The organism is Paenibacillus sp. SSG-1 (genome assembly GCF_002224835.1).
Lineage (GTDB): Bacteria > Bacillota > Bacilli > Paenibacillales > Paenibacillaceae > Paenibacillus_AQ > Paenibacillus_AQ favisporus.
In genome coordinates, this window is the sequence record NZ_MBRK01000001.1 from 565816 (window position 1) to 592001 (window position 26186).

Sequence of the window (26186 nt, forward strand, 5' to 3'; positions counted from 1 at the left end):
GGGCAGAGTCATGAAATTCGAGCATGAAAACTCGGCTGACGTCATGGACAAGATCCGCCGGCACCGCACGGCCATACTGCCGGTTGGCGCCGTGGAAGCGCACGGCCCGCATCTTCCCCTCGGCACGGACAATCTGCTTGCCGAACGGCTCGCGGACAAACTGGCTGCGCGCACCGGCGGATTCGTGCTGCCGACGCTGCCTTACGGGCAGGTGTGGAGCCTGCGTCATTTTCCGGGGAGCATTAACGTGTCTAACGAGGCGTTGATCCAGTTACTGGCCGATATCGGGGAAAGCCTGCACAGCCAGGGCTTCCGCATTTTGGCCATGGTCAACGGCCATTTGGGAAATGCCGTCGCCCTGAAGGAGGCCGCAAGGGTGCTGTATGAACGGGTGCCGGACCTGAAGGTATTCTATTTCTTCTATCCCGGAACGAAGGAAGTGACCGCAGAAGTCCGGGAAACGCCTGCGGCTCATGGCACCTACATGCATGCCGACGAAATCGAAACGTCCTACATGCTGTATTTGGCTGAAGAGCATGTGGACATGGACCGTGCGATCGACGGGAAACCGTATATCCCAGCCGACGCAGACTGCACCCCCACGCCTTGGGAGGAGATGACGTCTTCGGCAGTGCTTGGCGACGCGACCCGGGCCAGCCGGGCGAAAGGGGAAAAGATCATCGAACGCAGCCTGGACGCGATGGCGGACATGGTGCTGCAGGCCAGAAGGAAGCTGGATTTTGAAGCGAAGGGGGAGGAATTATGCTGATGAACGCGTATTTCAACATTATCGGCGAGCTGCTGCATAAGGTACGGACGAAGCAGGCAGAGGAGATCCGGAGTGCTGCCGTCAAGGTCGCGGATTGCATAGAGCAGGGTGGCATCATCCATTTATTCGGCTGCGGGCATTCGCATATCCTCACCGAAGAAGTGTTCTATCGGGCCGGAGGGCTTGCCCCCATCCGCCCCATCTTCGTGGAGAAGCTGATGCTGCACGAAGGCGCAGTGCGCTCATCCGAGCTGGAGCGGCAGAACGGCCTTGCGGCAGACTTCATGGATGAGCAGGATATCCGTGAAGGCGAAGTGGTATTCGTGCTGTCAACCTCCGGGCGTAATCCGGTACCGGTGGATGTTGCGTTAATGGCCGGGCAGAAAGGCGCCTTTACCATCGGCATAACTTCCCTGGCGTATTCCAAGAGTCAACCATCCCGCCATGAGAGCGGCCGGCATCTGGCCGACGCCGTCGATCTGGTCATCGACAACTTCTCTGTTAAAGGGGATGCGGTGCTTCGGTATCCAGGTATGGAGGTCGCCTTTGCGCCCAGTTCGACGGTAATCGGCGCAGCGATTCTGAACGCCGTATTCGCGGAGGCGATCGGGATCATGTTCGACAAGGGGCTTACGCCGCCGGTATTTTTGAGCGGCAACATCGACGGGGCCGACGCGCATAACGAGGCATTGATCGAAGCTTATAAGGGCCGGATCGCGCTGCTGGCGTGACCGGCTTCATAAAGGGGAGGAGCAACATGATTACACAAACGGTGACCATACGGAATAAACAGGGCTTTCATGTGCGGCCGGCTCAGCAGTTCTCGGACCGGGCGGGACAATATGAAGCGCAGGTGGCGGTCGTAACGGAGGATGGACGCCGGGCCGACGGCAAAAGCATGCTGGAGCTGATGACGCTTGGGCTCGAAGCGGGATCGGTCGTAACGATCGAAGCCGCCGGACCGGGAGACGAAGAAGCGGTCCGCGCTTTGGCGGAGCTCGTGGACGGCAAGTTCGGTGAGGACTGATGGACACGCTGTATCTTCAAGGCATTGGCGTGTCGGAAGGGGTACGGATCGCGCCGGCCTTCATCTACCGGCGGAAAGAGGCAGGCGGTGCACCGGCTCCCACGGAGCTTCCTGGCGGCCCGGAGGCGATTCGGGCTGAGCTCTCCAGGCTGGGAGAGGCGAAGCGCCGGTGTGCCCGGCAGCTGGAGGAGTTGGCGGCAAAGGCAGCGGAGACGCTCGGCGAAGACCAGGCCGGGATCGTGACGGGTCAGCGCAGGCTGCTGGATGACCCGGCCTTCTATCCGAAGATGGAGGCCTGGGTGCAGGAGAAGCGGGTGCCTGCGGAGCAGGCCGTTGCCGGCATCGTGGAACAGGTAGCCGGCGTGTTCGAGGCCATGAGCAGCGACTATATGAAGGAGCGGGCCGCGGATATACGAGACATTGGCGGACGTTTGCTGAACGCGTTGGCGGTGAAAGAGGACCGCGGGTTATCCGCGATTACGGAGCGGGTCATCCTCGTGGCGGACGACTTGGCGCCGTCGGATACGATCCAGCTGGATCCGGAGCGGGTGGTGGGGCTGATCACCCGCGCCGGCGGTGCGACGTCGCACACGGCGATCCTGGCGCGCTCGCTCGGCATTGCCGCCGTCGTCGGCGCCGGCAGCGCCATCGACGGCATCGCGGACGGCGATCTGATCGCCGTCGACGGGGCGGCCGGACGCTGCACCGTCCGGCCCAGCGAGTCGGAGGCGGAGCAGAGCCGCCTCCGGATGGAGGAGGGCGAGCGGGAGCGCGCCGCGCTCGCCCGTTACGCCGCGCGTCCGGCGGTGACCGCCGACGGGACGCGCGTGGAGCTGGCGGCCAACATCGGGACGGCCGCCGAAGCGAAGGCCGCCGCCGCGCAGGGCGCCGGCGGCGTGGGGCTGTTCCGCACGGAGTTTCTGTTCATGAACGCCCCGGCCATGCCGGGCGAGGAGGAGCAGTTCCGTGCGTACCGGGAGGCGGCCGCCGCCATGGATGGCCGCCCGGTGATCATCCGCACGATGGACATCGGCGGTGATAAGGCGCTGCCGTATCTGGATCTGCCGCGGGAGGACAATCCGTTCCTCGGCTATCGGGCGATCCGGATCGGCCTGGGCAGGCAGGATCTCCTGAAGGTTCAGCTGCGCGCGGTGCTGCGGGCCAGCGCATTCGGCAACGTCAAGGTGATGTTCCCGATGATTTCCGGGCTGCAGGAGTGGCGGGAAGCCAAGGGCGTGCTGGAGGAGGCGAAGGAAGAATTGAGGCGCAGCGGAGCAGCATTCGACGAGCGCATCGAGGCGGGAATCATGGTCGAGGTGCCGTCGGCGGCCGTCATGGCAGGGGCGTTTGCCCGTGAGGTCGATTTCTTCAGCATCGGTACGAACGACCTGGTTCAGTACACGCTGGCTGTGGACCGGATGAACGATAAGGTCGCATACTTGTACGATTATTTTCACCCGGCGGTGCTGCAGCTGATCCGTCAGGTCATCGAAGCTTCCCATCGGGCGGGCAAATGGACCGGCATGTGCGGCGGGATGGCCGGCGATCCGCTGGCCGCTCCGCTGCTGCTGGGGCTCGGCTTGGACGAATGGAGCATGGAGGCTGGCAGGCTGGGCGTTATCAAAAAAGAACTGTCGGCTCTCGACCGGGAAGCCTGCCGCTCGCTGGCCGACAGCGTTCTGACGCTGGATACGCCCCATGCGGTTCGTCAGGCAATCGAAGAGTTTCGACGCGCCATCGGGCATTCGCTATAGGCACATTGTTTAAGCATCCGACCGCTAGAGTTTGCAGGAAAAGGCAGAGCGTCCTCTCTGAGAGGATTCTCTGCCTTTTGGATTTGCGGCATGGCGGATTGCGATATTGCTGTAATTGCTGAATTGCTGAACTGCTGAACTGCTGAATTGCTGAACTGCTGAATTGCTGAATTGTAGTAATTGCGGTAACGGTAATTCGCAATACGGTAATGCACTATATAGTAGTGCACTATACAGTAATGCACAATACGGTTTTCCGCATTACGGCACAGCGCATTACAGCATTGCGATATTCTTCATATCGCAATGCTGCGGTCAGCCCGAGTGCCTCTTTGTTTTTACTGGCTCCTATTCTCGTACTCACTGTTAAGGGCCATTTATATTTTCAGCACGGGCCACAGCAGTACCTCCAGCCGCGGGGTATACGTCAGCAGCGCCGGCTCCGGGTCGTGGACCAAGCCGAACGAGGCCGTCAGGCTGTTTTCCTCGATCCACAGTCCGGCCTCCTGGAGCGGCCAGGGAAGGTGGTGAATCTCCCCGATTCGGAGCTCACCGTCGGATCCGGCGGAATACAGACAATACCGCTCGGTCAGCCAATGGACGAGGGTCCCGGGCTCGGCATGATAGACCTTCGGGTTTACCGCGCGATACCGGCTTTTCCATACCGCCGGGGACTCTCCATGCCCGCGATCCCTTTCGCTGACATATTGGATGAATCCCTCTTGATGGCTCTTTTGCATTCGGGCGTAGCGGTAGGGCAGGCGGGCCAGCATGCGGGCACCCGCGACCGCCAGCGGATTCGACGCTTCCAGCGTCAAAAACCAAATGCCGGGTTTGCCGCTGCAGTTCACGTACGTTCTAACGTTCAGCTCCAGGAACTTCCGGGTCCCCGGTACGGGCGGCATCCCCCGCAAGCGGAGCGGATCCAGCAGAAACGGGGCGACGCTGATCCACGGCCTTCCTTCCCATCGCTCAAGTTCAAGGCCGGGGGGAATATGGGGAAGCAGGCTGTGTTCTTCTACCGGCCAATGGGCGAAAAGCAGGTCGTTCCAACCCTGCTTCATGACCCAAGGCCCGTCTGGCATAGGTATCGGACGATGGCTCGTTTGCTCTAGTATGCTGCGGTTTTTCATGGTTCTCTCCTCTCGGCGGTTTGGGCAGGGGCTACGTATCGTTATTACCCATCTATGCACAAATACGATGTTTCATATCCAGGGGCACGGGTAAGTAATGAATGCAAGCGCAACACTCAAAACCCTAGAAGGAGTGATTCGAAATGGCAAATAACAAAGATAACCGTAAGATGACCGTCGAAGAAGCCGGACGTATGGGTGGCGAGCAAACCGCCAAAACGCATGACAAGGAATTTTATCAAGAAATCGGCAGAAAAGGCGGCGAAGCGACGGCAGATTCCCATGGCCGTGAGTTCTATGAGGAAATCGGCCGTAAGGGCGGCGAGGCGACATCAGACTCGCATGACCGCGAATTTTATCAGGAAATCGGCCGGCAAGGCGGAGAAGCGAGAAACGATAGCGATGGCAGGGACGGCAAAATGAGCCGTGAGGAAGCCGGCCGCAAGGGCGGAGAGGCCCGGGCCCGTCAAAGAGACAACTCTTAATCAGTCGATACGATAGATGAACCACAATAAAAAGGACCTTCCTTCGGGGAGGTCCTTTTTACTATTACATGGCGCGTCAATCTATGTCCGCGGCCGTCAGACCGGCGAGTTTGGCGCTCGTCATCGCGGTATCGGCAAGGCGCCCATCGCGGCCCACCCAGTCGCCGGCGACGTACAGCCCGCGAATTTCCGGAACGGCCGGTCCCGGTGCGGGAGCACCCCCGCTTCGCAGCGCAGGCCGGGAAGCATGAGCGGCAAGCAGATTCGGGGAGAAACGGACGGCGGCGGTCGCCCGCTCCCAGCCCGGCTGAATGGCTTCAAGCCTTTCCTTCAGGCGCCGCAGGACCAGCTCGGAATCACCGGCAGGACTGGAGCCGTGGTATGTCATCACATGGATCACCTGGGAACCGTCGTCTGTAAGTGGGATCGCTGCCGAATGGTTCGAATAATAGAACGGCTCATCCAGTCCGAGAACAAACGCCCGATCCGGATGGGGCACCTGTTTCAAAGCGACGTCCAAGCAGGAAACGTACAGCGGGTGAGACTGCTCCTTCCAGACTTCCAGCGAACGGCTGTGCAAGCCGGAACCCTTGAGCCATTTGCTGACCGCATGCGGTCCGGCCGCGGCGATGATGCTGCCTGTTCTAAGGAGGGTCCCTTCGGACAGAAGGATACCGGTGACCGTTCCCTGCTCATGCACAACTTGGGCAGCTTCGGCACCTGCGGCGATGACAACGCCGGCCCGGACGGCTTCCCGCTGCAGGCTGTCGATGACCGTCTGCCAGCCCCCAAGCACATACCGGACGCCTTGGCTGGCGAGCTGTCCCTGTTCCAAAACGTAACCTGCGCTTAACCGCTCCATGTCGTCATCGTAGGCCCACTGTCTGCACATGGCGTAAAAGAACTGGCGGACGCGGTCGGAACGGACATGCCCCAGCGCCCATTCCTTTATGCTGATCGAGCGGATTGGTTCCGGATCGATCCGGTTCAGGCTTCCCATGAGCGTACTCCATTCCGTCTGCTCCTCGGGACTTAGCTCCTGGGCGGCATGGATGAGCTTCCCATCCAGAATGCCGTACATGGCATTTTTCGTCCCGCTGCCCAAGGAAGGTTTGCAGCCGAGCTCTTCCAAAATCCGCAGCGCAGCGCTTCCTTCGTACATGGCGCGGGGACCGTAATTAAACAAGGCTCCACCGATTCTGGCGGTTTGGGCCAAGCCGCCTAGGCGGCTGTCTTTTTCAAGCAGTATGACGGATCGCCCGGACCGAGCTGCATAAATCGCTGCGGTCAGACCGGTCAGCCCGCCGCCGATTACAGCAATATCATAAAATGGGTGTTCCATAGTCATGTTCATATTTAGTTTCATTATAAAGTACACTCCTTTCAAATTCGTTACCAATTAGTCACATATAATATATGTTACTTTATGGTAACGTGTCAATGGGGTCATGGAGGATTTATTTGAAGAGCCTCAGCAGGGATGGTACGGAAAATCAGATGAAAGAGGGGATGATTGCATTCCTGCAGCAACAAAAAAGCCCTGCTCCCGGGAGTGGGGAAAAAGGGCTTGGTCATGGATCGGCGATGGCGATACCCGGTATGAATTTGGATTGCTCAGCCTCCAATAACATCCAGAACCATCTCGGTCAATCTGCCGATCGTAGGCTGATCCAGGGGACGCTGCAGCTGATACATATTCACGGATCCCGACAGGCGGGTTGTGCATTCAAAATGCCACGGGGTTAGACCGCTCTCCGCGAGGAGAGAGCTGCGGTACGTATGGCGGTAAAGAAGGGGCAGGCGCTCCAAGCCTCCGATTTCCCGGATCTCGGGCTGCTCGCAGTCTGTTTTGACCAGTTCAAAAACGCCAGCCAGCGGAATCGGTTCGGATGCAAACTTAGCGAGAACCGGAACCGCATACTTCGTTTCCCGGTCGAACAGAGGACGGAGACCGCCCGCGTCCATGCCAAACGTGTCAAGGCTGTCCTGCCAAAGCTTCTGCTGTGGATAGGCAGGGGCAACAAGCGGAATCTGCTCCGAATCCATCGTAACGGCGATGACATCGTCGGTCAGCAGCTGGCATCCCTGCTGCAGCAGGGCGGATGCCAGCGTAGACTTGCCGTGTCCGGAGTGGCCGACCAGGGCGTAAGCCTTGCCGTTCATGACGACGGCGCTTCCGTGCAGGGGCAAAATTCTCCTCTGCATCAGAATAGCACCCATGCAGGTACCGAGGACATACAGCCGGATCTGATCCTCGTCCGCTTCTGCCTCCGGCGAGACGTAAATGTCGGTTCCGTTCTCTGCGCTGAACACGGCCAGCTTCGGAATCCGGAACATCACCTGCTGCTCGCTTACGGCGAATTTGTTGACGGGTGTTTCCCGCTGTGCCCAGGCATCGTCAAGGTCGGCGAAGCCGATCCGCACCTGGATATCTTGGCCGAAATGCAAGGCCGGCCGGAGCTCGGGCAGCGGGATTTCACTTTCTATCCTAAGCCCGAAGGCTGTATATATCGCTGGTTTGATCATATATTTTCTCCGCTTCGTCAGAAGAATGTGGATATAAGAACAGCCCTTACCCCATATAATTGGGACCAAGGGCTGCTCCTGATCACTCGGTTATGAATTGGGATTAGCTGTAGAAGACAGGATCATCCGGGTCCGGTTGGAAAGAGTCCGGTTTGCCTTTTCCGGGGCCAGCCATCGTCATGCTGACTTCCAATACTTCCAGTTCAGGTGTAGTCCATTCTTTTTTCATCGATTTCACCTCCTTTCAAAAGTTCCGCTCCAGAAAGCGGTACACGATCAAGCTTCGCATAAGCACCTTGATGGCAGGGCTGTAGGCCTGGCTTGGGTGCATCCCGTTTCTGGCTTCGTCAAGTGCTTCGCGTACGACAGAAATGTTCAGCACCTGCTGCATGCGGGAATCCCGGCACAGTTGGTCCAGCTCCCGGATCATTTGCGCCCAGTGCGGAGTCATCCGGTGGAGGATGTCGGCCGCTTGGATCCCCTTGAGCCGCTGATTCAGCCGGACGTTGTCGGGAAGGTAGCCTTGGGCAGAGCGTCTGATCAACGCGCGGTCGAGGCCGTTCTGCACATACTGCTCCATTGGTACCGACAGGCAGTACCGGATGACGCGCAGGTCGTTGGTCGGATCATGCGCCCAGAGGGGATACTGCAGCGAGAGCTTGCTGACGCTCGTTCCTGTCGTGCTCCATACGTTATAGCTGTCAAAATGATACTTTCTCGCCTCCACCGGGTCGGAGGGAAGGTCTTCGCCCGATCCGATTTCGGTGAACTGCCTGTCCGTCAGCTTGTCGTAAACGCCGGCCTGTCTGGCAAACTCCGGGTTAACCAGCTGCGGAAATTCATTGGCGGATGAGGCGGCATGCCGGCGTTTTAGAAGCGGAAAAGCCTGCTTGCAGAGCTCGGCTATGATGCGTTTGCGTCCTACGCCAATGTTCATACTGTATTGGTTAATCTCCCCACGAAGGCGGACCCACGCCATTTTCTTCATCAGTTTGGCATAATAGTCCAAGGCGTTGCCCCAGGAGATGCTGTAATTTCCTCTTGCGCCATTCAGCAGAATGCCCACCCCGCGCTCATGCGCCTGTTCGTAAATTCCTCTAAGCCAGAATGAATTTTCGAAAAATTTGTAGGGTGTCTCCATAATATCCAGCCAGTGGTCGATATCCGTAAACGGGCTGCGGCCGTTAAAGCTGAGGTAGCTGTCCTCGATGTTGCCCGCATGCTGGACGGTCTGACGGATGAGCGGCCTTTCGTCGGCCAGTCTCCGCTTGGGCGTCCAATCCTCGAAGCCGTCTTCGGGAACGTAGCTGAACGTATGCAGTTTCCGGTGATCACGCTCCAGCGCTTTGGCCGCAAAACCGGCAACCGATCCGGAATCCAGTCCCCCGCTTAAATGAGCCCCGACCATTCGGCTTGTCCGCTGCAGCCTTGAGGTAACGGCCCGGTTAAACACGTCGCGGAAAGCTTCCTGATATTCTTCGGAAGTCTTAAGCTGCAGGGGGGAAGTCTCCGTCAAGCTGTAGTATCTGGAGACGGACACCTGGCGGCTGCGGACCGTGAGTGTATGCGAAGGCGGCAGCTGCTCGATATGCCGGTAAACCGTTGTAGATAAGTCCGGCGGCTCAAAAACCCCGCTGATGGCCAGAAACTCGGCCAGCCAAGGTTCGTTCAGCTCCTGGTGAACATACGGCAGAGCTAACAGCGGGCGAATGGCCGTACAGAAGGCCAGTTGTTCCCCGTTCCGGTGATAATAGAGCGTTCGCGCGCCGGAGAAATCCCGGGCTCCGAACAGCATCTGCTTGTTCCCGTCCCAGATCATAAAAGCAAAGTCGCCGACTAAACGCTCCGGCATCGACTCTCCCCATTTTTCGTAAGCGAGCAGCAGAATTTCCCCGTCCGTCATGGCTTGTCTTGCACGGGTAGGGACCTGCAGCCCATCCATCAGCTCATCCCGGTTATCGATGATGGCGTCGGCGGTAATGGCCAGCCTGCGTTCTGCGCAATAGAAGGGCAACAATTCGTGGGCAGACTGCTGCGTGATCCACTGGGCGTGACAACCGAACCACACATGGCCCTGCTGCCATACCGAACTCCGGTCTGCCGGATACCGTTTCAGTGACTCCATAATGGGCGCTCCGGCGCTGACGTCTAAGGGGTCTTGGCTAAACCGGTAAATCCCCGCAATTGCGCTCATGACATCTTCCTCCGTTATGTACCGTTCAAACGATTTGCGACAATATGTATCTAGTTCTTCTGTATCATACTACATGTATACATATTGTATCAACATATTTTTTCAACGTGCGAAATTTAGTGAATTTGGATGAGGAAAGTTTACCTGGTTTGCTTTTTGTCGGATGGGAGAGCTGAACGCGGAGGCCGTGCTGCCGTTCTGGCACGGTTTGTCCGCTTGATATAAGCCTGGAGCATAAGGCCGAACAGGTAAGCGCAGAGGATGCCGAACGTATCGTTCACGATGTCGTAAATCCGTCCGCTTCGAAAAAAATACAGCTGAAGAACCTCGGTTAACGCTGCGTACAAGATCGCCGTCATGACGGCAAGCTTCGAGCCGCGCAAATTGGACAAGAGCAGTTCCAATAGAAAGAAACCGATAAAATGCCCGATTTTTCGGTTGATCCAGGCCTCGCTCGACCACTGTAAATCAAGCTTGAGCAGCTCACTCCAATCGGGTGAGGGGTTCAGCCGGAAATCCGCCTGGTGATGGTGGAGAAGGGCGTTGAAATCGAAAGAACAAGTAAAGACGAACAGGCAGACCGCCCACGTCACGGTGAGAAAAATGCGCATAATTCCTCCTTCATTTAAAGCGCTTCCATTATATATGTGTTCGTTCTGAGATGAGAGAAGGCGTGTTTACGATACAAAGTGTAACTTTTTTCGGCAAGTATATAGCAGCATATTTCGGATTTCAAGTTTGCAGGCCGTCAATTTTTTTAACGCCCGGAAAGGAAATGCGGATTTTAACTGTCTGAATATGCATGGAAATGCGGATGAAAGCGGTTTTTCGCTGCATAATCATGTCGCTTTTCGAAAAAAATTAGAGTCATTTGCTTGACATGATACATTTTGTATCTTAAAGTGTAGGATGAATAATACATACTGTATCGGTAAGGTGTGACCCACAACTGCAGTTGAAAAATGATTAGCGGGGGTAGCGTGTTTATGGAGCTTAAACAGTATTTTCGAATCATTGTAAAAAAGTGGTGGTTAATCGCGGCGATTGTCGTTATTGCCGTTGCGGCTACCGGAGTCAAAAGCCTCTACCTCACGACGCCGGTCTATGAGGCCAACGCCAAACTGATCGTTAACCAATCCGCTTCCGCGGACGGCGGGGCCAGCCTCAATGCCGGAACGATCCAGACCAGCATTTTCCTCATTAACTCCTATAAAGAAATCATCAAGTCGTCCGCCATTATGAACAAAGTCGTGCAAAAATATCCCGATCTGAAAGCATCGCCCGGTGAACTTGCAGCGATGATCTCGGTCACTTCAGCCAACGATTCGCAGGTCATGAACCTGGTGTATCAGGATCCGTCTTATACCCGGGCGGCCAAAATCGTCAATGCTGTCTCCATGGTGTTTAAGGAACAGATTCCCCGCATTATGAACGTGGACAACATTACGATTCTTAGCGAAGCCGACACCAAGGCCACCCCAGGACCGATCAACATTAACCCGGTCATGAACATGCTGATCAGCTTTGTCGTTTCCCTGATGCTCGCCGTCGGACTGGTTTTCCTGCTTGACTATCTGGACGATACGGTGAGAACGGAGGCCGAGGCTGCGGAAATTTTGGACATGCCGGTGCTTGCGGTCATCAGCGAAATGAACCGGGCGGATTTGAAAACCCGAAGCGGCACAAGTATACCAAATCAAAAAGTAGGTGAAGGCAAGTATGCGACGCTCAATCAATAAAGAAGCCCTGGTCGTATCCGGGAATCCAACCTCCCGGGTATCCGAGGCATACCGGCTGCTCCGGACTAAAATTCATTTTTCCCCCAAAGACGCGGCGCATCAGGTCATCATGGTCACATCGACGCGCTCTTCCGAAGGCAAAACGACAACGGTCAGCAATTTGGCAGTGACTTATGCGATGGAAGGCCGGAAGGTGCTCCTGATTGACGCGGACATGCGCAAACCGGCGCTGCATGACATCTATTCCCTTTCCAACCGGCACGGGTTGAGTACGGTATTGGCCGGAGACGTGCTGGTACAGCAGGCCGTTCAGGAGACGGGCATCAACCATTTATCCCTGCTGACGGCCGGGCCCGTGCCGGCAAACCCGGCAGAGCTGATGGACTCAGCCGCCATGCGGGACATGCTGGTGGAGCTTCGGCAGGAGTACGACGTCATCCTCATCGATACGCCGCCGGTGCTTGCGGTGTCGGACGGCGTCATTACGAGTGCGTTATGCGACGGCGTCATCATGGTGGTTGCCGCGGGCAAGGTCAAACGGAGCCACCTGAGGGCGGCCAAGGAACAGCTGGATCATGTGAAGGCCAACATGCTGGGGCTGGTGCTTAACCGAAGCAGCCGCGACCAGCAGGCCTTTGCTGCGGACCATTACGGTATGCAGGCTCAATAAAGACATGTTTTTCAAGAAGGTAATGCCTACTGCACCTTTATCACTGGAGGCACTCGGTCACGCTGTGGGTCCTATGGACCTTAGACATTCATTGTCGAGGGTGTGATGTGAGGACGGGTTGAATGCCCTGTTTTTTAGAAAATGGAGCTATGGTCTTTTCCCTGTTTGCGAAGAGCATATAGCTAGGTTTTCTACATACACAGCATGCATCTGGGGTACAAAGAAAAATATAAAAGATGGGTAGTGAATGAGATGAGGAAAGTGAAAAAAGCGATTATTCCCGCCGCGGGGCTTGGAACCCGGTTCTTACCCGCGACCAAAGCGATGCCGAAGGAAATGCTGCCGATCGTCGATAAGCCGACGATTCAGTACATCGTAGAAGAAGCGGTGGCCTCCGGAATCGAGGACATTATTATCGTGACCGGCAAAGGCAAGCGCTCCATCGAGGACCATTTCGATCATGCGTTTGAGCTGGAGAACAACCTGTTCAGCAAGGGGAAGTTTGACCTTTTGGACGAAGTCCGCCGGTCCTCCAACGTGGAGATTCACTACATACGCCAGAAAGAAGCCAAAGGGCTGGGGCATGCCGTGTGGTGCGCCCGCAACTTTATTGGCAATGAGCCCTTTGCAGTGCTGCTTGGGGATGACATCGTACAGTCCGAGGTGCCCTGCATCCGCCAGTTGGTGGAGCAGTACGAGCAAGTTGAAAAGTCCGTCATCGGCGTGCAGACCGTTCCGAGCGAACAGACGCACCGGTATGGGGTGGTTGCGCCTTTGGAGAAGTTCGGACGTTTGCACGAAGTGAGCTATTTTGTGGAGAAACCGCCGGCAGGACAGGCTCCGTCGAACCTGGCCATTATGGGCAGGTATGTTCTGACGCCGGAAATTTTCAGCTACCTGGAGCTGCAGGAAGAAGGAGCCGGCGGGGAAATTCAGCTGACCGACGCCATTCAGAAGCTGAACGAGAGCCAGGGCGTCTATGCTTACGATTTCGAAGGCACGCGTTACGATGTCGGCGAGAAGCTGGGCTTCATCATGACGACACTGGATTTTGCGCTGCAGTACGAAGAACTGCGCACCCCGCTGCTGCAGGGGATGGAGCATATTCTCGAGCGGGAACAGCTCGGCAAAATAAATCGCTAGTGAGGTGATAGGTGGTGATCTCTCCCACACCGCAAAGAAACGAGTCGGATGTCGCATTCGAGGGTACGCCCGCGTACTCGCCATATGTTCTGGAGAACGACAATCCCCGGGTCATTTATCAAGCGTTTAAAAGAGCGACGGATATCGTCCTTGCGCTGATCGGCCTTGTCGTGCTCTCACCGCTGTTTCTGATCGTTGCGATTCTGATTAAACTGGAGGACCCGAAAGGGTCCGTTTTTTTTGGACAAACCCGTGTCGGTAAAGAAGAAAAGCCGTTCCGGATGTACAAGTTCCGCTCCATGGTATCCAATGCCGAGGAGCTGCTCGATGGACTTCTGGAGCAAAACGAAATCAGCGGCGCCATGTTCAAAATGAAAAAGGACCCGCGCATCACCCGGGTGGGCGCCTTCATACGCAAAACGAGCATCGACGAGCTGCCGCAGCTCTGGAACGTTGTGCGCGGTGACATGTCGCTTGTCGGCCCCCGGCCGGCCCTTCCGCGGGAGGTCGCGGAATACAGCAGCTACGATAAGCTGCGCCTAAGGGTCATCCCCGGATGCACCGGCCTCTGGCAGGTGAGCGGGCGAAACGAGCTGAGCTTCAGCGAGATGGTGGAGCTGGATTTGCGGTATATCGAGCAGCGCGGCGTGATGATGGATTGGAAGATTATTTTTATGACGATCCGGATGTTTGCTGGTTCAAAGAATGCTTATTAAAGATCATATTATACGGTGACGACAATGGACAAAAAACTAAAGGTTGTGTTTGCAAGTCATACGTTTATCGGAGGGCCTTTTGTGGTGGGTTCCCACCATTTGGCTCGAGAAATGACCAATTTGGGACATGAGGTGCTGCATATTAGCACACCGATAACACCATTTCACTATCTTTCTTCTAACAATGAGATTAACACCCTCAGGAAAAAAATCTCACGGGAAGTATCAAGGATATCGTCAGCTAAAATCGGGAATATCCCGATTAACTATGTACCATTTTCATTTCTGCCGTGGAAAATTGCTAGGACGTTTTACCGCCAATTCGGCATTAATTTCATGGTGAATCCGGTCTCAATTCCTTCTATGCGGAAGCATTTGAAGCAGCTATCCTTTCTTCAGCCCGACATTTTATTTATTGATCAGCCTACTTTTCTGGGTATTGAGAGTTTTATCTCACCCAAAGTTACCGTGTACCGCGCTACTGATCTGTATAAAGAAATGACAGGAGATCCCATGATTTCTAAAGTGGAGGAAGAGGTCATTAAGGGAGCCGATGGTATTGTAGGAACTTCGGAGCCGGTTGTGGAGTATTTGAAGACAATAAATCGTACGCTGCCTAATTTGTTAATTGAAAATGGCGTCGATTTTGAGCATTTTGCAACATCCGGATCAGAGCCCGAGGAGTATAAAAACATACCTTTCCCTCGGGCCGTATATGTTGGGGCTCTTGACGACAGGTTTGACTTTGCTGCATTAGAATCGTTGGCAAAACATATCACAAATCTGCAAGTAGTGGTTATCGGCCCTGGTGATGGTAGATGTGAACGCCTTTCTCAACAGTTCACCAATATCCATTTTCTTGGGCCGAAACCATATAGCGATCTTCCTTCTTATTTAAATCATTGTCAAATTGCCTTGCTCCCGTTATCAGATCATGAAGCAAATCGGGGTCGCAGTCCAATGAAGCTATATGAGTATGCAGCGAGCGGCCTACCGGTTATTGTGAAGGAAACTCCGGAACTTCAAAGAAGAAAAGAAAAGTTCACTTACATGTACAAGGACCCTGAGTCCTTAATTTCAGTAATGAACAGATTATTAAATGAAGTGAATCAGAACAAGGTCAACAGAGAGGAGATTCAACAAAGTGCCAGGAGTCAATCATGGAAATCTAAAGCGTCCCAACTGCTTGAATTCTCGTTAGATTTGCCGAAGAAGGTGAAAAGATATTAATGGCCAAATTGCTTAAGTTTGTCATGAAACCCCATAACATCGTGTTATTTACTGTTCTGATTAGTTTTATGGCTTGGAGTTTACCAGCTGGTAACATGAGAAGGGGCTTCGAAATAAAGGAAACGCTGACGAGTCAAGCATTTCTCGTTATATTCTTATGGTATTTAATTATCTATGTTTTCACATGTGGTGCTTACTTTTTTGGAACCAGACTTAAAAAAAGTGAAAAACTCGATTCAGTATCAGATGACTCATATTATAGAATTATAACTGCACTGAGTACCATTGGAGTTATGTATGTTTATTTAACAATTTTAAAAAATAATCCGGAAGTGTTCATAAGTGTATTTCAGAATAATGCTAACGCATTAAAGGAAACCTTGTATGACAACTATGATACCGGTCTTCACTCTTTAAGATATATCTCTATTCTTGGAGGGGCTTTTGGTATCTTTAGAATCATAACTATTAAAAAGATAAGAGCAATTGATTTATTGAACATTATATTACTTTTAATGACTGCTCTCATCTCTTCAAGATTATCGATCATTGTTTCAATTTTAGTACTATTAGGAATGTTGGCTCATAGAAATCATAAAATTTCGTTCAAGGCGGTAATCATTCTCGCTATAGCGCTGTTTACCGTTTTAACACTTGCCAATTATTTCAGAAATGGAAACTTTTACAAGGAGAAATATAATATTAATAACCCTATTTTAATGAATATTTCGGAAATGGTAACTTATTTGGGAGCTCCGTTTCAAACGAGTGTTTCTATTGCTAACAATGTTGATCATATTCATTATAATGGGGAAAAAAACGATTTGATGTTTTATTTTGTACCCACATATTTTCATGGGGTATTTAATATTAACAGTAGTCCGAGTAATGATTACAGACAGTATGTAAATATAGAAAAAAGCCTGACAACGAATTCAGCATTTACCCATTTGTATTCTTCACTGGGGATCACGTCTTTCTCATTTATTTTGATAATTGTTACAAGCTTCGCTTTTATTGCTGGAGCGTTATCGAATTACAATAGTTTAATTTTTACGGTGCACTATCTAATCAGTTATTGTTTTGCAGAGCTCTGGCGAATGTATATGTTTAATACGGGAATTATTCATACTTTGATTTTCGCCGTCTTATTTGTTGTATTTATTAAGGTTTATTTCAAACCTCCAGTAGGAAGTAGGCACTTACATGTTAACCATTGATGTACGAATGATCAAGCAATCCGGAATTGGAACTTACATTGTCAATTTGTTGCCTCATGTCATTGAAACTATATCTTTTATGCCAATTACCTTATTGGGAAGAAACGAAGAATTATCCCAATTTCCCTGGATTCGTCGTTCAAACATTAACGTTATTGAGTTCGATGAGCCGATTTATTCGATCCAGGAACAAGTCGGCATGAGCCGTAAAATCCCCAAACAAACGAAGCTGTTTTGGTCTCCTCACTACAACATTCCTTTGCTGTACTCTGGAAAGCTTTTAGTAACGGTACATGATGTTTTCCATTTGGCTATGAAGGAGTATGTTGGAGGTATTCATAAAAGAATGTATGCGAAACTGATGTTCAACGCGCTGAGCAGGAAAGCATCGCATATTATTTGCGTTTCTGATTTTACGAAAAATCAATTCATCCAATATACCGGCTCTACCAAGAGTCCGATAACCACGATTCATAATGGAGTTAACTCAAGCTGGTTCCGTCCCGCAGACTTCCGCGAACAATCGGAAACTCCGTATCTACTGTATGTTGGAAACGTGAAGCCGCATAAAAATTTAGGGAACCTGCTAACTGCCTTCTCTAAAGTCATGCATCTGATACCGCACAATTTAGTTATTGTTGGCCGACGTGAAGGTTTTATCACTGGTGACCAGGCAATTGTCAATCAATCCGAAGCATTGGGTGACCGTATACAATTTACTGGATATATAAGCGATGAAGAGTTGAAAAAGTACTTTAGTCACGCCTCCGCATTCGTTTTTCCTTCGGTATATGAAGGGTTTGGTCTCCCCCCGCTCGAAGCAATGGCATGCGGATGTCCCGTCTTAGTCTCAAATCGGGCCTCGTTGCCAGAGGTTTGTGGTGATGCGGCTCAGTATTTTGATCCGATAGACCCTAAGGATATCGCGGAAAAAATCATGATGGTTGTTAACGACCGCAGCTTGAGAGACAAACTCGTCCAAGCAGGTTTAGAACAATCTCAAAAGTTCAACTGGGATATCAGTCGCGATAGGACGATGGAGAAAATCCGTTCATTACTGATCCAATAATTCGAATGGGGGCTGACAACATGAAAGTAGCGATTGTTCACGACTGGCTCGTTACATATACAGGTGCCGAAAAAGTATTAGAGCAAATGATAGATATGTATCCCGATGCGGATCTATTTTGTGTCATAGATAATCTTGACGAGAAGGACCGCCATTTTATCAAGTACAAAGAGCCGGTGACCACTTTTCTCCAGCATATTCCTTTTGCCAAAAAGCATTACAGAAATTTGCTGCCTTTAATGCCATTGGCGATCGAACAGCTTGACCTATCGGATTATGATATGATCCTTTCAAGCTCTCATGCCGTGGCCAAAGGAATTATTACGGGTCCGAGCCAACTCCATATAAGCTACGTACATTCTCCAATCAGGTATGCCTGGGACTTGCAACACCAATACCTCAAAGAATCCGGTCTTCAACGTGGAATGAAAGGAGCATTGGTTCGTTTTTTCCTGCATTACATCAGGCATTGGGATTACCGCACAAGCAACGGGGTAGACTATTTTGTCGCGAACTCCAACTTTATTGCGAAACGAATATATAAAGTATATCGAAGAGAGTCAAAGGTGATCTATCCGCCGGTTGATATCTCTTCTTTTGTATACAGCGAAGAAAAAGAGGATTATTACTTCACTGCGTCTCGCATGGTCCCGTATAAAAAGATGGATCTGATCGTGGAGGCATTTGGCGAGATGCCCGACAAGAAATTGATTGTCATTGGTGATGGTCCAGAAATGCCGAAAATCATGAAAAAAGCAAAACCAAACGTTACGTTGTTAGGTTACCAGCCTAACAACGTGTTGAGGGAGCATATGCAAAGGGCAAAGGCTTTCATTTTTGCTGCCGAGGAAGACTTTGGTATTACTCCTGTTGAAGCCCAAGCCTGTGGAACTCCTGTGATCGCATTTGAAAAAGGTGGAGCACTGGAAACCGTTAATGGACTGGATACACCACATCCAACGGGACTCTTTTTTAGTGAACAAACAACAGAGAGCATTATTGATGCGGTACAACGTTTTGGAATTTCTGGAAATCGTATACAATTCTCTAACTGCCGGGACAATGCATTAAGGTTCAGCAATCAACGCTTTAAGGAAGAGTTATCTGAATACATCAATACATGCATTCGCAACTATAGTCCAAATACTCAAACGAAGGATTTTGAATACAGTGTTACATCGTAAAGATTCTATTGTAAAGTCGAGATGACAAAAGATGGTAAAGCATGGCTTGATTTACTTTATAGCGAAACTGTTTGCCGGAGCGGTTGGGTTTTTATCAATTGTCCTTTATACCCGTATGCTTGTACCGGATGAGTATGGCCGATATGCGTTGATCCTCGTTTATGTGAACCTGATTAATTCTTTGTTGTATCAATGGTTTCGGCTGGGGCTGATTCGATATATCCCGAGATACCATAACGATAAGGGGAAATATAACAATCTTCTCAGTACTGTGATCGTTTGTTACCTCGGATGCTGCCTGTTCACTCTTTTAGCAGGAGGCGTCCTTGTGCTCGTGGGCATCCAATCCGCAGTGCAGATGGCAGTGACGCTGTTTTTCCTGTGGACGGCGGCCTGGTTTGAGCTGTCGCAAGCCGTACAGCGCTCCAATTTAAAACCGGTCCGCTTTACGTTGATGACTGGGTTGAAATCGACGGCAAGCCTCGGCTTTGGGGTGCTCGCCTTGGCGATGGGATACGGCGAAGTGGGCCTACTGATTGGGATTTCACTTGGGACCCTTGTGGCTAATGTAGTGTTCATCCGGGAATGGAACATTCGAGCAGGATGGTCGGTAGACCGCTCCATTCTGGTAGAGCTGGTGAAGTATGGGCTTCCGCTCATCATTAGCGGTGGAATGGCCTACATCATGCAGTCGATTGACAGGGTGATGATCGGCTGGTTAGAGGATGAGTCCGCTGCCGGGATCTACTCCGTCACATTCGATTTTGCGCTCCAGACTGTGGGCATGCTAATGCTCATTGTAAACTTAAGCGCGCTTCCGCTGGTCATCCGGCGTTTGGAGACGGAGGGATATGAATCCGCGCAGGGACAGCTCACGCAAAACTACCAGCTGCTGCTCGGAATCTCCTTACCGGCCGTTCTTGGATTAACGATCCTATCTGGAAATATTACAAGTGTTGTTTTTGGGAGCGAATACGTGCATGAAGCGGCCATTATTCTGCCCATAATCTCTTTTGCAATGCTTTTTCAAGGCTTAAAAAGCTACTATACGGACAATTCATACCAGTTAGGGAGAACAACCTACAAGCAGGCCATTCCTGTACTGATCGGCATTGTACTTAATGTCGTCCTGAATATGGTGCTCATTCCACGGTTTGGGCTCACTGGAGCAGCGATATCCTCTTTGACGGCGTATTTATGTTCGTTCCTGGCAAATTGGTTTGTGGCCAGGAGCGTTTTTTATTTACCGCTCCCCCTTGCGGAAAGCGCGAAAATTATTGGATCTTCCTTCGTGATGGGACTGGTCCTTTTCCTGCTCAAGGGACAGTCTGGGCTGCTGGCTTTAATCTGCCAAATCGCCGTAGGAGCTGTCGTATATGCAGCCATGTTCGTCATCTTGAATATCATGAATGCTCGCACGCTCCTGATGCGAAAGCTGTCAGTTGTAAGACAGAAACGGCTGGCCAAGTCGGATGCTTGAACGAAACGGAAATGAAACCAATTTGAAATAGGGGTGAATGAGTATGAAAATCGTATTGTTGTCCGGCGGCAGCGGCAAGCGGCTGTGGCCCTTGTCCAATGACGCCAGATCGAAGCAGTTTTTGAGAGTGCTGGAAACCGGATCCGGGGAGCGAATTTCCATGCTGCAGCGAGTATGGGACCAATTAGCGGCTGAAGGTTTGGGACAGGACTCCTGCATTGCGACAAGCAAAGGGCAGGTCGACATGATCCAAAGCCAAATTGGAAGCGAGGCTGAGATCGTGATCGAACCGGAGAAAAGAGATACGTTTCCGGCGATTGCTCTTGCGGCGTCTTACTTATATTCGATGAAGGATATGCCGCTCGATGAAGTCATGATCGTTATGCCTGTGGACCCCTTCGTGGAGCAACCCTTTTTTAACCGGCTTCGGAAGCTGGAGAGAGTGGTACAAACCTCGGGTGCAGATCTGGCGTTACTTGGAGTTCTTCCAACGTACCCATCCGAAAAATACGGGTATATCGTTCCTGAGAACATAGAAGACAACAATTCTGAATATGTACAGGTACACAGCTTTCGGGAAAAGCCCCGCGAAGAAGAAGCCGCCGATATGATCCGCCAAGGCGCGCTTTGGAATTGCGGGGTTTTTGCTTTCCGGCTCGGATTTATCATCGATATGTTAATCGAGAGAAAGCTGCCAATTCACTACGAGGAAGCTGTTAGGCAATATGGCCGTTTCCTGAAGACGAGCTTTGATTATGAAGTGGTGGAAAAAACGGAACAGATCGTGGTCATGCCTTATGACGGTGAGTGGAAGGACTTAGGAACTTGGAATACGCTGACAGAAGAAATCGCCTCTCCACTGATCGGGAAAGGAACGCTGTCACCGGATTCCCAAAATACTCATGTCATCAATGAATTGGATATTCCTGTCACGGCAATCGGCGTATCCAACCTTATCATTGCGGTTAGTCCAGATGGCATTCTTGTATCCGATAAAGAGGCAAGCCCAAGAATTAAGGAACTGGTGAACTCGGACGAGCTCCGGCCAATGGTTGAGGAACGACGCTGGGGTAGATATCGCGTATTAGACTTTTTGAAATACGAGGACGGACAGGAAGTACTGACGAAGCGAATTTGTATTCAGGCCGGAAAAAATTTGAGCTATCAATACCATCACAAGCGGAAGGAAGTATGGACTGTCATTGCCGGTTCCGGTGAAATGATACTGGACGGACAATATCGGCGGATTACCACTGGCGATGTCATTGTCATACCGGCTCAGAGCAAACACAGCCTGAAGGCCGCAACCGATATGGAGATTATTGAGGTGCAAACGGGAACAGAGCTGGTGGAGGAAGATATCGTAAGGCTGGCAATGCGATGGGAGGAAATTCTTCAGTTTTGTTTTATCTGACGAAGAATTCATTAAGAGTGAGGTGTATGAAATGAAAATTACAGTCGTCGGGACGGGATATGTCGGCCTGGTCTCCGGGGTTTGCTATGCTGAACTCGGGCACGATGTCATTTGTGTGGACAAGGACATTGAGAAAATCCGAAAGCTGGCTGAAGGGGAAATTCCCATTTACGAGCCTGGGCTTCAGCCGCTCGTCATTCGAAATTCTGCTGAAGGCCGACTGCGTTTCCAAACAGAGTTAAAAGAGGCAGTTACCGCTTCAGATATTATCATTATTGCTGTTGGCACTCCGTCATTACCGAATGGGGAGGCCAACCTTTTTTATATTGAGCAAGTGGCTCGTGAAGTCGCAGAGGTCATTGACTGTTATAAGATCATTTGCATTAAGAGTACCGTTCCCGTTGGGACTAACGAGCGCATCCGGTATTTGATTCAGAGTCAGTCGCCGGTTCATTTCGACAGTGTCTCGCTGCCAGAATTTCTTCGAGAAGGAACAGCTGTTCAGGATACGCTTCATCCTGACCGTATTGTCATAGGTGCGGAGAGTGAGCAGGCAGCTAAGATTATGCGGGAACTTCACCAGGGGCTGACCGAACATATTCTCGTGACCGATATCCGCAGCGCGGAGATGATCAAGTATGCTTCCAATGCTTTTCTTGCGACGAAGATTTCCTTTATCAACGAAATCGCGAATATCTGCGAGAAGGTCGGGGCAGACATTACCAAAGTGACGGAAGGCATGGGATACGACAATCGTATTGGCTCCTCCTTTTTAAAAGCTGGGATCGGATACGGAGGCTCTTGTTTCCCAAAAGACACCCAAGCTCTAATTCAGATTGCTGGGCAAATGAATTACGACTTCAAGCTGCTGAAATCGGTAGTTGAGGTCAACCGGGGGCAGCGCTTTAACGTGATCCGTAAGCTGGAACAGCTGCTTGGCGATCTCTCCGGAAAAACCATTGGCATTTGGGGGCTCGCCTTCAAACCAGAAACGGATGATGTTCGTGATGCGCCTTCCATCGAAATTATCCAATCGCTTATTGATCGAGGGGCAGTCGTCAAGGCTTATGATCCAATTGCGACCAATAACTTTAGAAGCGTACTCGGCTACGCTAACGTGAAATATTGCGAAACAGCGAGAGAGGCAGCTGTGGAGACGGATGCCCTGTGCATTCTGACAGAATGGCAGGAATTTAGGCAGATCTCGCTTTATGAGCTTGAAACCTGGATGAAAACTCCGAACCTCATTGACGGACGGAATATTTACTCGGAAGAAGAGATTGCAAAGACACAATTTGCTTATTACTCCATTGGCCGGCCCAACCTGAACAAAGGGATTCGCGAGCAGAGCCCAGTCTTTATGATGCAGGGATGAGAGGAAGAAATGTGAATGAATAACTCGCTGAATACGAGTGATTTTTCCAGAGAATTGTCGCTGCTTCTCCGAATTATTGGATCCGGACCATGGGGGGAAGAAGATTTAGAAGGGGTAGACTGGAAAGAATTGATTCGCCTTGCTTATCATCACCGGGTCTATCCGTTGTTGTACATGCGTTTAAAGGAACGGGGCCGGGAGAGTGTTCCACGCTCTATAATGGATTCGCTGTATTCCAAATATTCCGCTAATGTGATCAGCATGCTGCGCCTTAGCTCTGAAATGGAGAAAATCAACTCTGCTTTGATGGAACATCAGGTTGAGGCGATTTTTCTGAAAGGACCGGTTCTAGCACAACAGCTATACGGAGACTTGTCGCTTCGGACCTCCAAAGATCTCGATGTATTGGTTTCCCCCAAACACTTGGAAAAAGCAGAAGGGATTTTGTCTGAGTTAGGCTATGTTACAGAAGACGAGAAAACTTTGGGCTCCTGGAAACGGAAAAAGCACCATATCAGTTACGTGCATCCGCTCTATTTTACTCAGGTGGAATTACACTGGCGGATGAGCGCGGAACTGCCCGGGGCCTCTTTCAGAACACTGTGGGATCGGCGAACAACGGTCTCCTTCTCCGGACGGCCGATTCATTACTTAAGCGACGGAGATCTGTTTATGTACTTGGTGTCGCATGGCGCAAGACATGGCTGGTTCCGCCTTCGCTGGTTATGTGATATTGACCGGATGATTCAAAAAAAATCATTCAATGTACAAAAGATAATGGAACACTACCTTCAGCGGAAGGAGCGGGATCTGGCAGGACAGGCTGCCATTTTAACGAATCGGCTGTTGTCAACGCCACTAGGCGGAGACCTAGAAGAGCTATCCCGTAATATGTACGCAGAGGAGCTTGCAAGAGCATCGCTGTATTTCATCAAGAACCCTGTTGACTTATCCCCTAATGGTGATAAGGACACATTGGCATACTACAAGCGCTATTTACATTCTTTAATGTCGAGAAAAGAAAAGCTGTCGTTGATCATGGATTATCTTTACCCCAGCACAAAGGATGTTTCGCTGCTGCCACTGCCTAAATTACTGCATTTCCTCTATTTTCCCCTTCGTCCGTTTCTGTGGTTTTGGCGCTATGTATTCAGTAAAGAGCCCGTGAACAACGGCTGATCCCAAAACCGATAGAAAAGAGGAGAGGCATGCAAGTGAATCGACGGTTTAAGGACAACCCCGCTATTTTGGTTACAGGCGGTGCGGGGTTCGTAGGGGGGAACTTTCTGAGGCTGATGCTTCCGAAGTATCCTTCATACCGCTTCATTAATCTCGATAAGTTGACCTATTCGGGAAATATACAAAATATTGCCGCCTTGTCAGACTATGACCACTATACCTTTATTCAAGGCGATATTTGCGACCGGGACATGGTAGATGCCGTCATCAGGGAGCACCAGATCGATGTTATCATCAATTTTGCAGGCGAATCCCACGTGGACCGGAGTATAGTGGATCCGGTGACATTCGTCGGCACGAATATCAATGGAACGCAATCTCTGCTTGATGCCGCAGTCCGCTATGACATTGGGCTGTTTCTGCAGATCTCAACCGACGAGGTTTATGGTTCTTTGGATGACACGGGCTATTTTACGGAAAACTCCCCGATCGCCCCTAACAATCCGTATTCTGCCAGTAAAGCTGGAGCCGATATGCTGATTCATTCCTACAGCAATACGTATGGATTACCGTTCAATATCGTCCGGTTCGGCAACACATACGGCCCTGCACAGCACCCGGAGAAGCTCATTCCTATGGTCATTATGAACGCTTTGCAGGACAGGAAGATTCCGATCCACGGCGAGGGTCTCAGCATTCGCGACTGGGTCTATGTCCGCGATAACAATACGGCAATCGACCGTGTTCTGCACCTGGGGCGCAGTGGAGAGGTATACAACATCGGTTCACATCAGGAAGTGAAGACGATTGACGTCACGCATTTTATTCTGGATATGCTCGGAAAGCCCCGAAGCCTCATTGAGTTCATCCCGGACAGGCCGGGGCAGGATTACCGATATGCCAACAATCCGGCAAAAATTATGAATGAGCTCGGATGGAGACCCGAATACAGGTTTGCCGAAGGGCTGAAACAAACCTTGGAATGGTACGTCGAGCACGCAGATTGGTGGCAAGAGCCGAATAGTCGTAGCTATGAATCTAACATCCCGATGGGTTCTCAACAAATTATATGAGAAAGAGGTAGGTCAATCATGAGTACAGCAGAAATCGCCGCAGCCAACATCATCTCCCAATCCCCCGGCTATCTCGTCAGCGACATGGATGGGGAGAAAGTCATGCTGAGCATCGAGACCGGCAAGTATTACAACCTGGGGCAGATCGGCGGGCGGATCTGGGAGCTGATTGCTGCGCCGACCAGCCTGACGGATCTGGTGGGCCAATTGGTCGAAGAGTATGATATCGGGCCGGAAGCCTGCGAGCAGCAGGTGCATCCGTTTCTGAACAAGCTTGCGGCGGAGGGCCTGATCCAGGTGAGAAACGGGCATGAGCTGGAGTAGGCAGCTGCGCGCGTTTGTCCGTTTTCCATGGACCCAGAAGATGATGTATGCTGAAGCCTACGTGCTCCTGGCATGGGGAAGAGTGCTGAAGGCACTCCCGTTCGCCAAAGTCGCCCCTTCCCTGGGGAGCTATATGAAGGAGACTCCGGAGGAGGAGCTTAGCCGACAGGAACTGCTGACCATCCGTCAAGTCTCCAAAGCCGTTCACGGGATGAGCCGGTACACGTGGTGGGAGAGCCAATGCCTGGTCAAGGCGATCGCCGCCATGAAAATGCTGGAGCGCCGCGGCCTGTCGAGCACGCTGTATTTGGGAAGCGGCAGGGACGAGCAGGGGCGGCTGGCGGCTCACGCCTGGCTGCGCTGCGGGTCGTACATCGTGACGGGTAGGGAAGGGCACGAGAAGTATACGGTTGTGGGCATTTTCGGCAACGGAGCGGCAGCCGACCGAGAGGCCGGGCTCATGACGCGGCAATCCGGATAAG

Annotated in this window: 26 protein-coding genes; 20 read left to right on the forward strand and 6 right to left on the reverse strand. The window is 51.7% G+C overall.

Features of this window, described 5'->3' with window-relative positions; all coding sequences use genetic code 11:
• Nucleotides 1-10: 10 nt before the first annotated feature.
• The 4 genes from BCV73_RS02810 to ptsP are packed head-to-tail and all read left to right on the forward strand — an operon-like array spanning nt 11 to nt 3550.
• Nucleotides 11-769 carry a creatininase family protein gene (locus BCV73_RS02810; protein WP_089545876.1) on the forward strand — a complete coding sequence of 253 codons (759 nt, stop codon included), beginning with the start codon at nt 11-13 and terminating at the stop codon, nt 767-769.
• Nucleotides 766-1500: an SIS domain-containing protein gene (locus BCV73_RS02815; protein ID WP_089550069.1), complete on the forward strand. Its 735-nt coding sequence runs from the start codon at nt 766-768 to the stop codon at nt 1498-1500. The genes BCV73_RS02810 and BCV73_RS02815 overlap by 4 nt, the downstream gene beginning before the upstream one ends.
• Nucleotides 1501-1526: 26 nt before the next feature.
• Nucleotides 1527-1796, forward strand: a complete 270-nt coding sequence (locus BCV73_RS02820) for an HPr family phosphocarrier protein (RefSeq protein WP_076170389.1) — start codon at nt 1527-1529, stop codon at nt 1794-1796.
• Nucleotides 1796-3550 carry a phosphoenolpyruvate--protein phosphotransferase gene (gene ptsP, locus BCV73_RS02825; protein ID WP_089545877.1) on the forward strand — a complete coding sequence of 585 codons (1755 nt, stop codon included), beginning with the start codon at nt 1796-1798 and terminating at the stop codon, nt 3548-3550. Before BCV73_RS02820 ends, ptsP begins: the two co-directional genes overlap by 1 nt.
• A 377-nt stretch (nt 3551-3927) precedes the next feature.
• Here the strand turns inward: ptsP and BCV73_RS02830 are convergent, their stop codons facing one another.
• Nucleotides 3928-4683 (reverse strand): YqjF family protein, encoded by a 756-nt coding sequence (locus tag BCV73_RS02830; protein WP_089545878.1) that lies wholly within the window; start codon nt 4681-4683, stop codon nt 3928-3930.
• A 143-nt stretch (nt 4684-4826) separates the two neighbouring features.
• Here BCV73_RS02830 and BCV73_RS02835 point away from each other — a divergent pair, with 143 nt between their 5' ends.
• Nucleotides 4827-5168, forward strand: coding sequence for a KGG domain-containing protein (locus tag BCV73_RS02835; protein WP_089545879.1), 342 nt, complete (start codon nt 4827-4829; stop codon nt 5166-5168).
• 76 nt (nt 5169-5244) lie between these two features.
• On the opposite strand, the gene BCV73_RS02840 is transcribed toward BCV73_RS02835, so the two are convergent.
• The 5 genes from BCV73_RS02840 to BCV73_RS02855 form a co-directional block, all read right to left on the reverse strand.
• The gene (locus BCV73_RS02840) at nt 5245-6534 is read right to left on the reverse strand and encodes a phytoene desaturase family protein (RefSeq protein WP_089545880.1); all 1290 of its coding nucleotides are present in this window, start codon (nt 6532-6534) and stop codon (nt 5245-5247) included.
• 248 nt (nt 6535-6782) lie between these two features.
• Nucleotides 6783-7694, reverse strand: a complete 912-nt coding sequence (locus BCV73_RS02845) for an aldolase (protein ID WP_089545881.1) — start codon at nt 7692-7694, stop codon at nt 6783-6785.
• Nucleotides 7695-7797: 103 nt separating this feature from the next.
• A complete protein-coding gene (locus BCV73_RS34720; RefSeq protein ID WP_105441696.1) occupies nt 7798-7923 on the reverse strand; it encodes a paeninodin family lasso peptide in 126 nt (41 codons plus the stop codon).
• Between the two features lie 15 nt (nt 7924-7938).
• Nucleotides 7939-9888 carry an asparagine synthase-related protein gene (locus BCV73_RS02850; protein ID WP_089545882.1) on the reverse strand — a complete coding sequence of 650 codons (1950 nt, stop codon included), beginning with the start codon at nt 9886-9888 and terminating at the stop codon, nt 7939-7941.
• A 140-nt stretch (nt 9889-10028) separates the two neighbouring features.
• The gene (locus tag BCV73_RS02855) at nt 10029-10499 is read right to left on the reverse strand and encodes a VanZ family protein (protein WP_089545883.1); all 471 of its coding nucleotides are present in this window, start codon (nt 10497-10499) and stop codon (nt 10029-10031) included.
• A gap of 375 nt (nt 10500-10874) precedes the next feature.
• On the opposite strand from BCV73_RS02855, the gene BCV73_RS02860 reads away from it, so the two are divergent.
• The 15 genes from BCV73_RS02860 to BCV73_RS02930 all read left to right on the forward strand — a co-directional run bounded on the left by BCV73_RS02860 (nt 10875) and on the right by BCV73_RS02930 (nt 26185).
• On the forward strand, nt 10875-11627 hold the full coding sequence (locus BCV73_RS02860; protein ID WP_089545884.1) for a YveK family protein: 753 nt from the start codon (nt 10875-10877) through the stop codon (nt 11625-11627).
• Nucleotides 11608-12297, forward strand: a complete 690-nt coding sequence (locus tag BCV73_RS02865) for a CpsD/CapB family tyrosine-protein kinase (RefSeq protein WP_076170380.1) — start codon at nt 11608-11610, stop codon at nt 12295-12297. Before BCV73_RS02860 ends, BCV73_RS02865 begins: the two co-directional genes overlap by 20 nt.
• A gap of 252 nt (nt 12298-12549) precedes the next feature.
• Nucleotides 12550-13440, forward strand: a complete 891-nt coding sequence (gene galU, locus BCV73_RS02870; protein WP_076170786.1) for a UTP--glucose-1-phosphate uridylyltransferase GalU — start codon at nt 12550-12552, stop codon at nt 13438-13440.
• A 17-nt stretch (nt 13441-13457) separates the two neighbouring features.
• A complete protein-coding gene (locus BCV73_RS02875) occupies nt 13458-14156 on the forward strand; it encodes a sugar transferase (RefSeq protein WP_089550070.1) in 699 nt (232 codons plus the stop codon).
• Between the two features lie 24 nt (nt 14157-14180).
• A complete protein-coding gene (locus tag BCV73_RS02880) occupies nt 14181-15386 on the forward strand; it encodes a glycosyltransferase (protein WP_089545885.1) in 1206 nt (401 codons plus the stop codon).
• On the forward strand, nt 15386-16606 hold the full coding sequence (locus BCV73_RS02885) for a hypothetical protein (RefSeq protein WP_089545886.1): 1221 nt from the start codon (nt 15386-15388) through the stop codon (nt 16604-16606). The genes BCV73_RS02880 and BCV73_RS02885 overlap by 1 nt, the downstream gene beginning before the upstream one ends.
• A complete protein-coding gene (locus tag BCV73_RS02890) occupies nt 16593-17675 on the forward strand; it encodes a glycosyltransferase family 4 protein (protein ID WP_089545887.1) in 1083 nt (360 codons plus the stop codon). Before BCV73_RS02885 ends, BCV73_RS02890 begins: the two co-directional genes overlap by 14 nt.
• Nucleotides 17676-17695: 20 nt before the next feature.
• Entirely contained in the window at nt 17696-18859 is a 1164-nt protein-coding gene (locus BCV73_RS02895; RefSeq protein WP_089545888.1) for a glycosyltransferase family 4 protein, read from the forward strand.
• Nucleotides 18860-18890: 31 nt separating this feature from the next.
• Entirely contained in the window at nt 18891-20339 is a 1449-nt protein-coding gene (locus tag BCV73_RS02900; protein WP_089545889.1) for an oligosaccharide flippase family protein, read from the forward strand.
• A 43-nt stretch (nt 20340-20382) separates the two neighbouring features.
• Nucleotides 20383-21753: a sugar phosphate nucleotidyltransferase gene (locus BCV73_RS02905; protein ID WP_089545890.1), complete on the forward strand. Its 1371-nt coding sequence runs from the start codon at nt 20383-20385 to the stop codon at nt 21751-21753.
• A gap of 31 nt (nt 21754-21784) precedes the next feature.
• On the forward strand, nt 21785-23128 hold the full coding sequence (locus BCV73_RS02910; RefSeq protein WP_089545892.1) for a UDP-glucose dehydrogenase family protein: 1344 nt from the start codon (nt 21785-21787) through the stop codon (nt 23126-23128).
• A gap of 15 nt (nt 23129-23143) precedes the next feature.
• Nucleotides 23144-24307 (forward strand): nucleotidyltransferase domain-containing protein, encoded by a 1164-nt coding sequence (locus BCV73_RS02915; RefSeq protein ID WP_089545894.1) that lies wholly within the window; start codon nt 23144-23146, stop codon nt 24305-24307.
• A gap of 35 nt (nt 24308-24342) precedes the next feature.
• Nucleotides 24343-25380 (forward strand): dTDP-glucose 4,6-dehydratase, encoded by a 1038-nt coding sequence (rfbB, locus tag BCV73_RS02920; RefSeq protein ID WP_256992723.1) that lies wholly within the window; start codon nt 24343-24345, stop codon nt 25378-25380.
• An 18-nt stretch (nt 25381-25398) separates the two neighbouring features.
• Nucleotides 25399-25704: a lasso peptide biosynthesis PqqD family chaperone gene (locus BCV73_RS02925; RefSeq protein WP_089545898.1), complete on the forward strand. Its 306-nt coding sequence runs from the start codon at nt 25399-25401 to the stop codon at nt 25702-25704.
• A complete protein-coding gene (locus tag BCV73_RS02930; RefSeq protein WP_089545899.1) occupies nt 25691-26185 on the forward strand; it encodes a lasso peptide biosynthesis B2 protein in 495 nt (164 codons plus the stop codon). The genes BCV73_RS02925 and BCV73_RS02930 overlap by 14 nt, the downstream gene beginning before the upstream one ends.
• The last annotated feature ends 1 nt before the right edge of the window (nt 26186 follow it).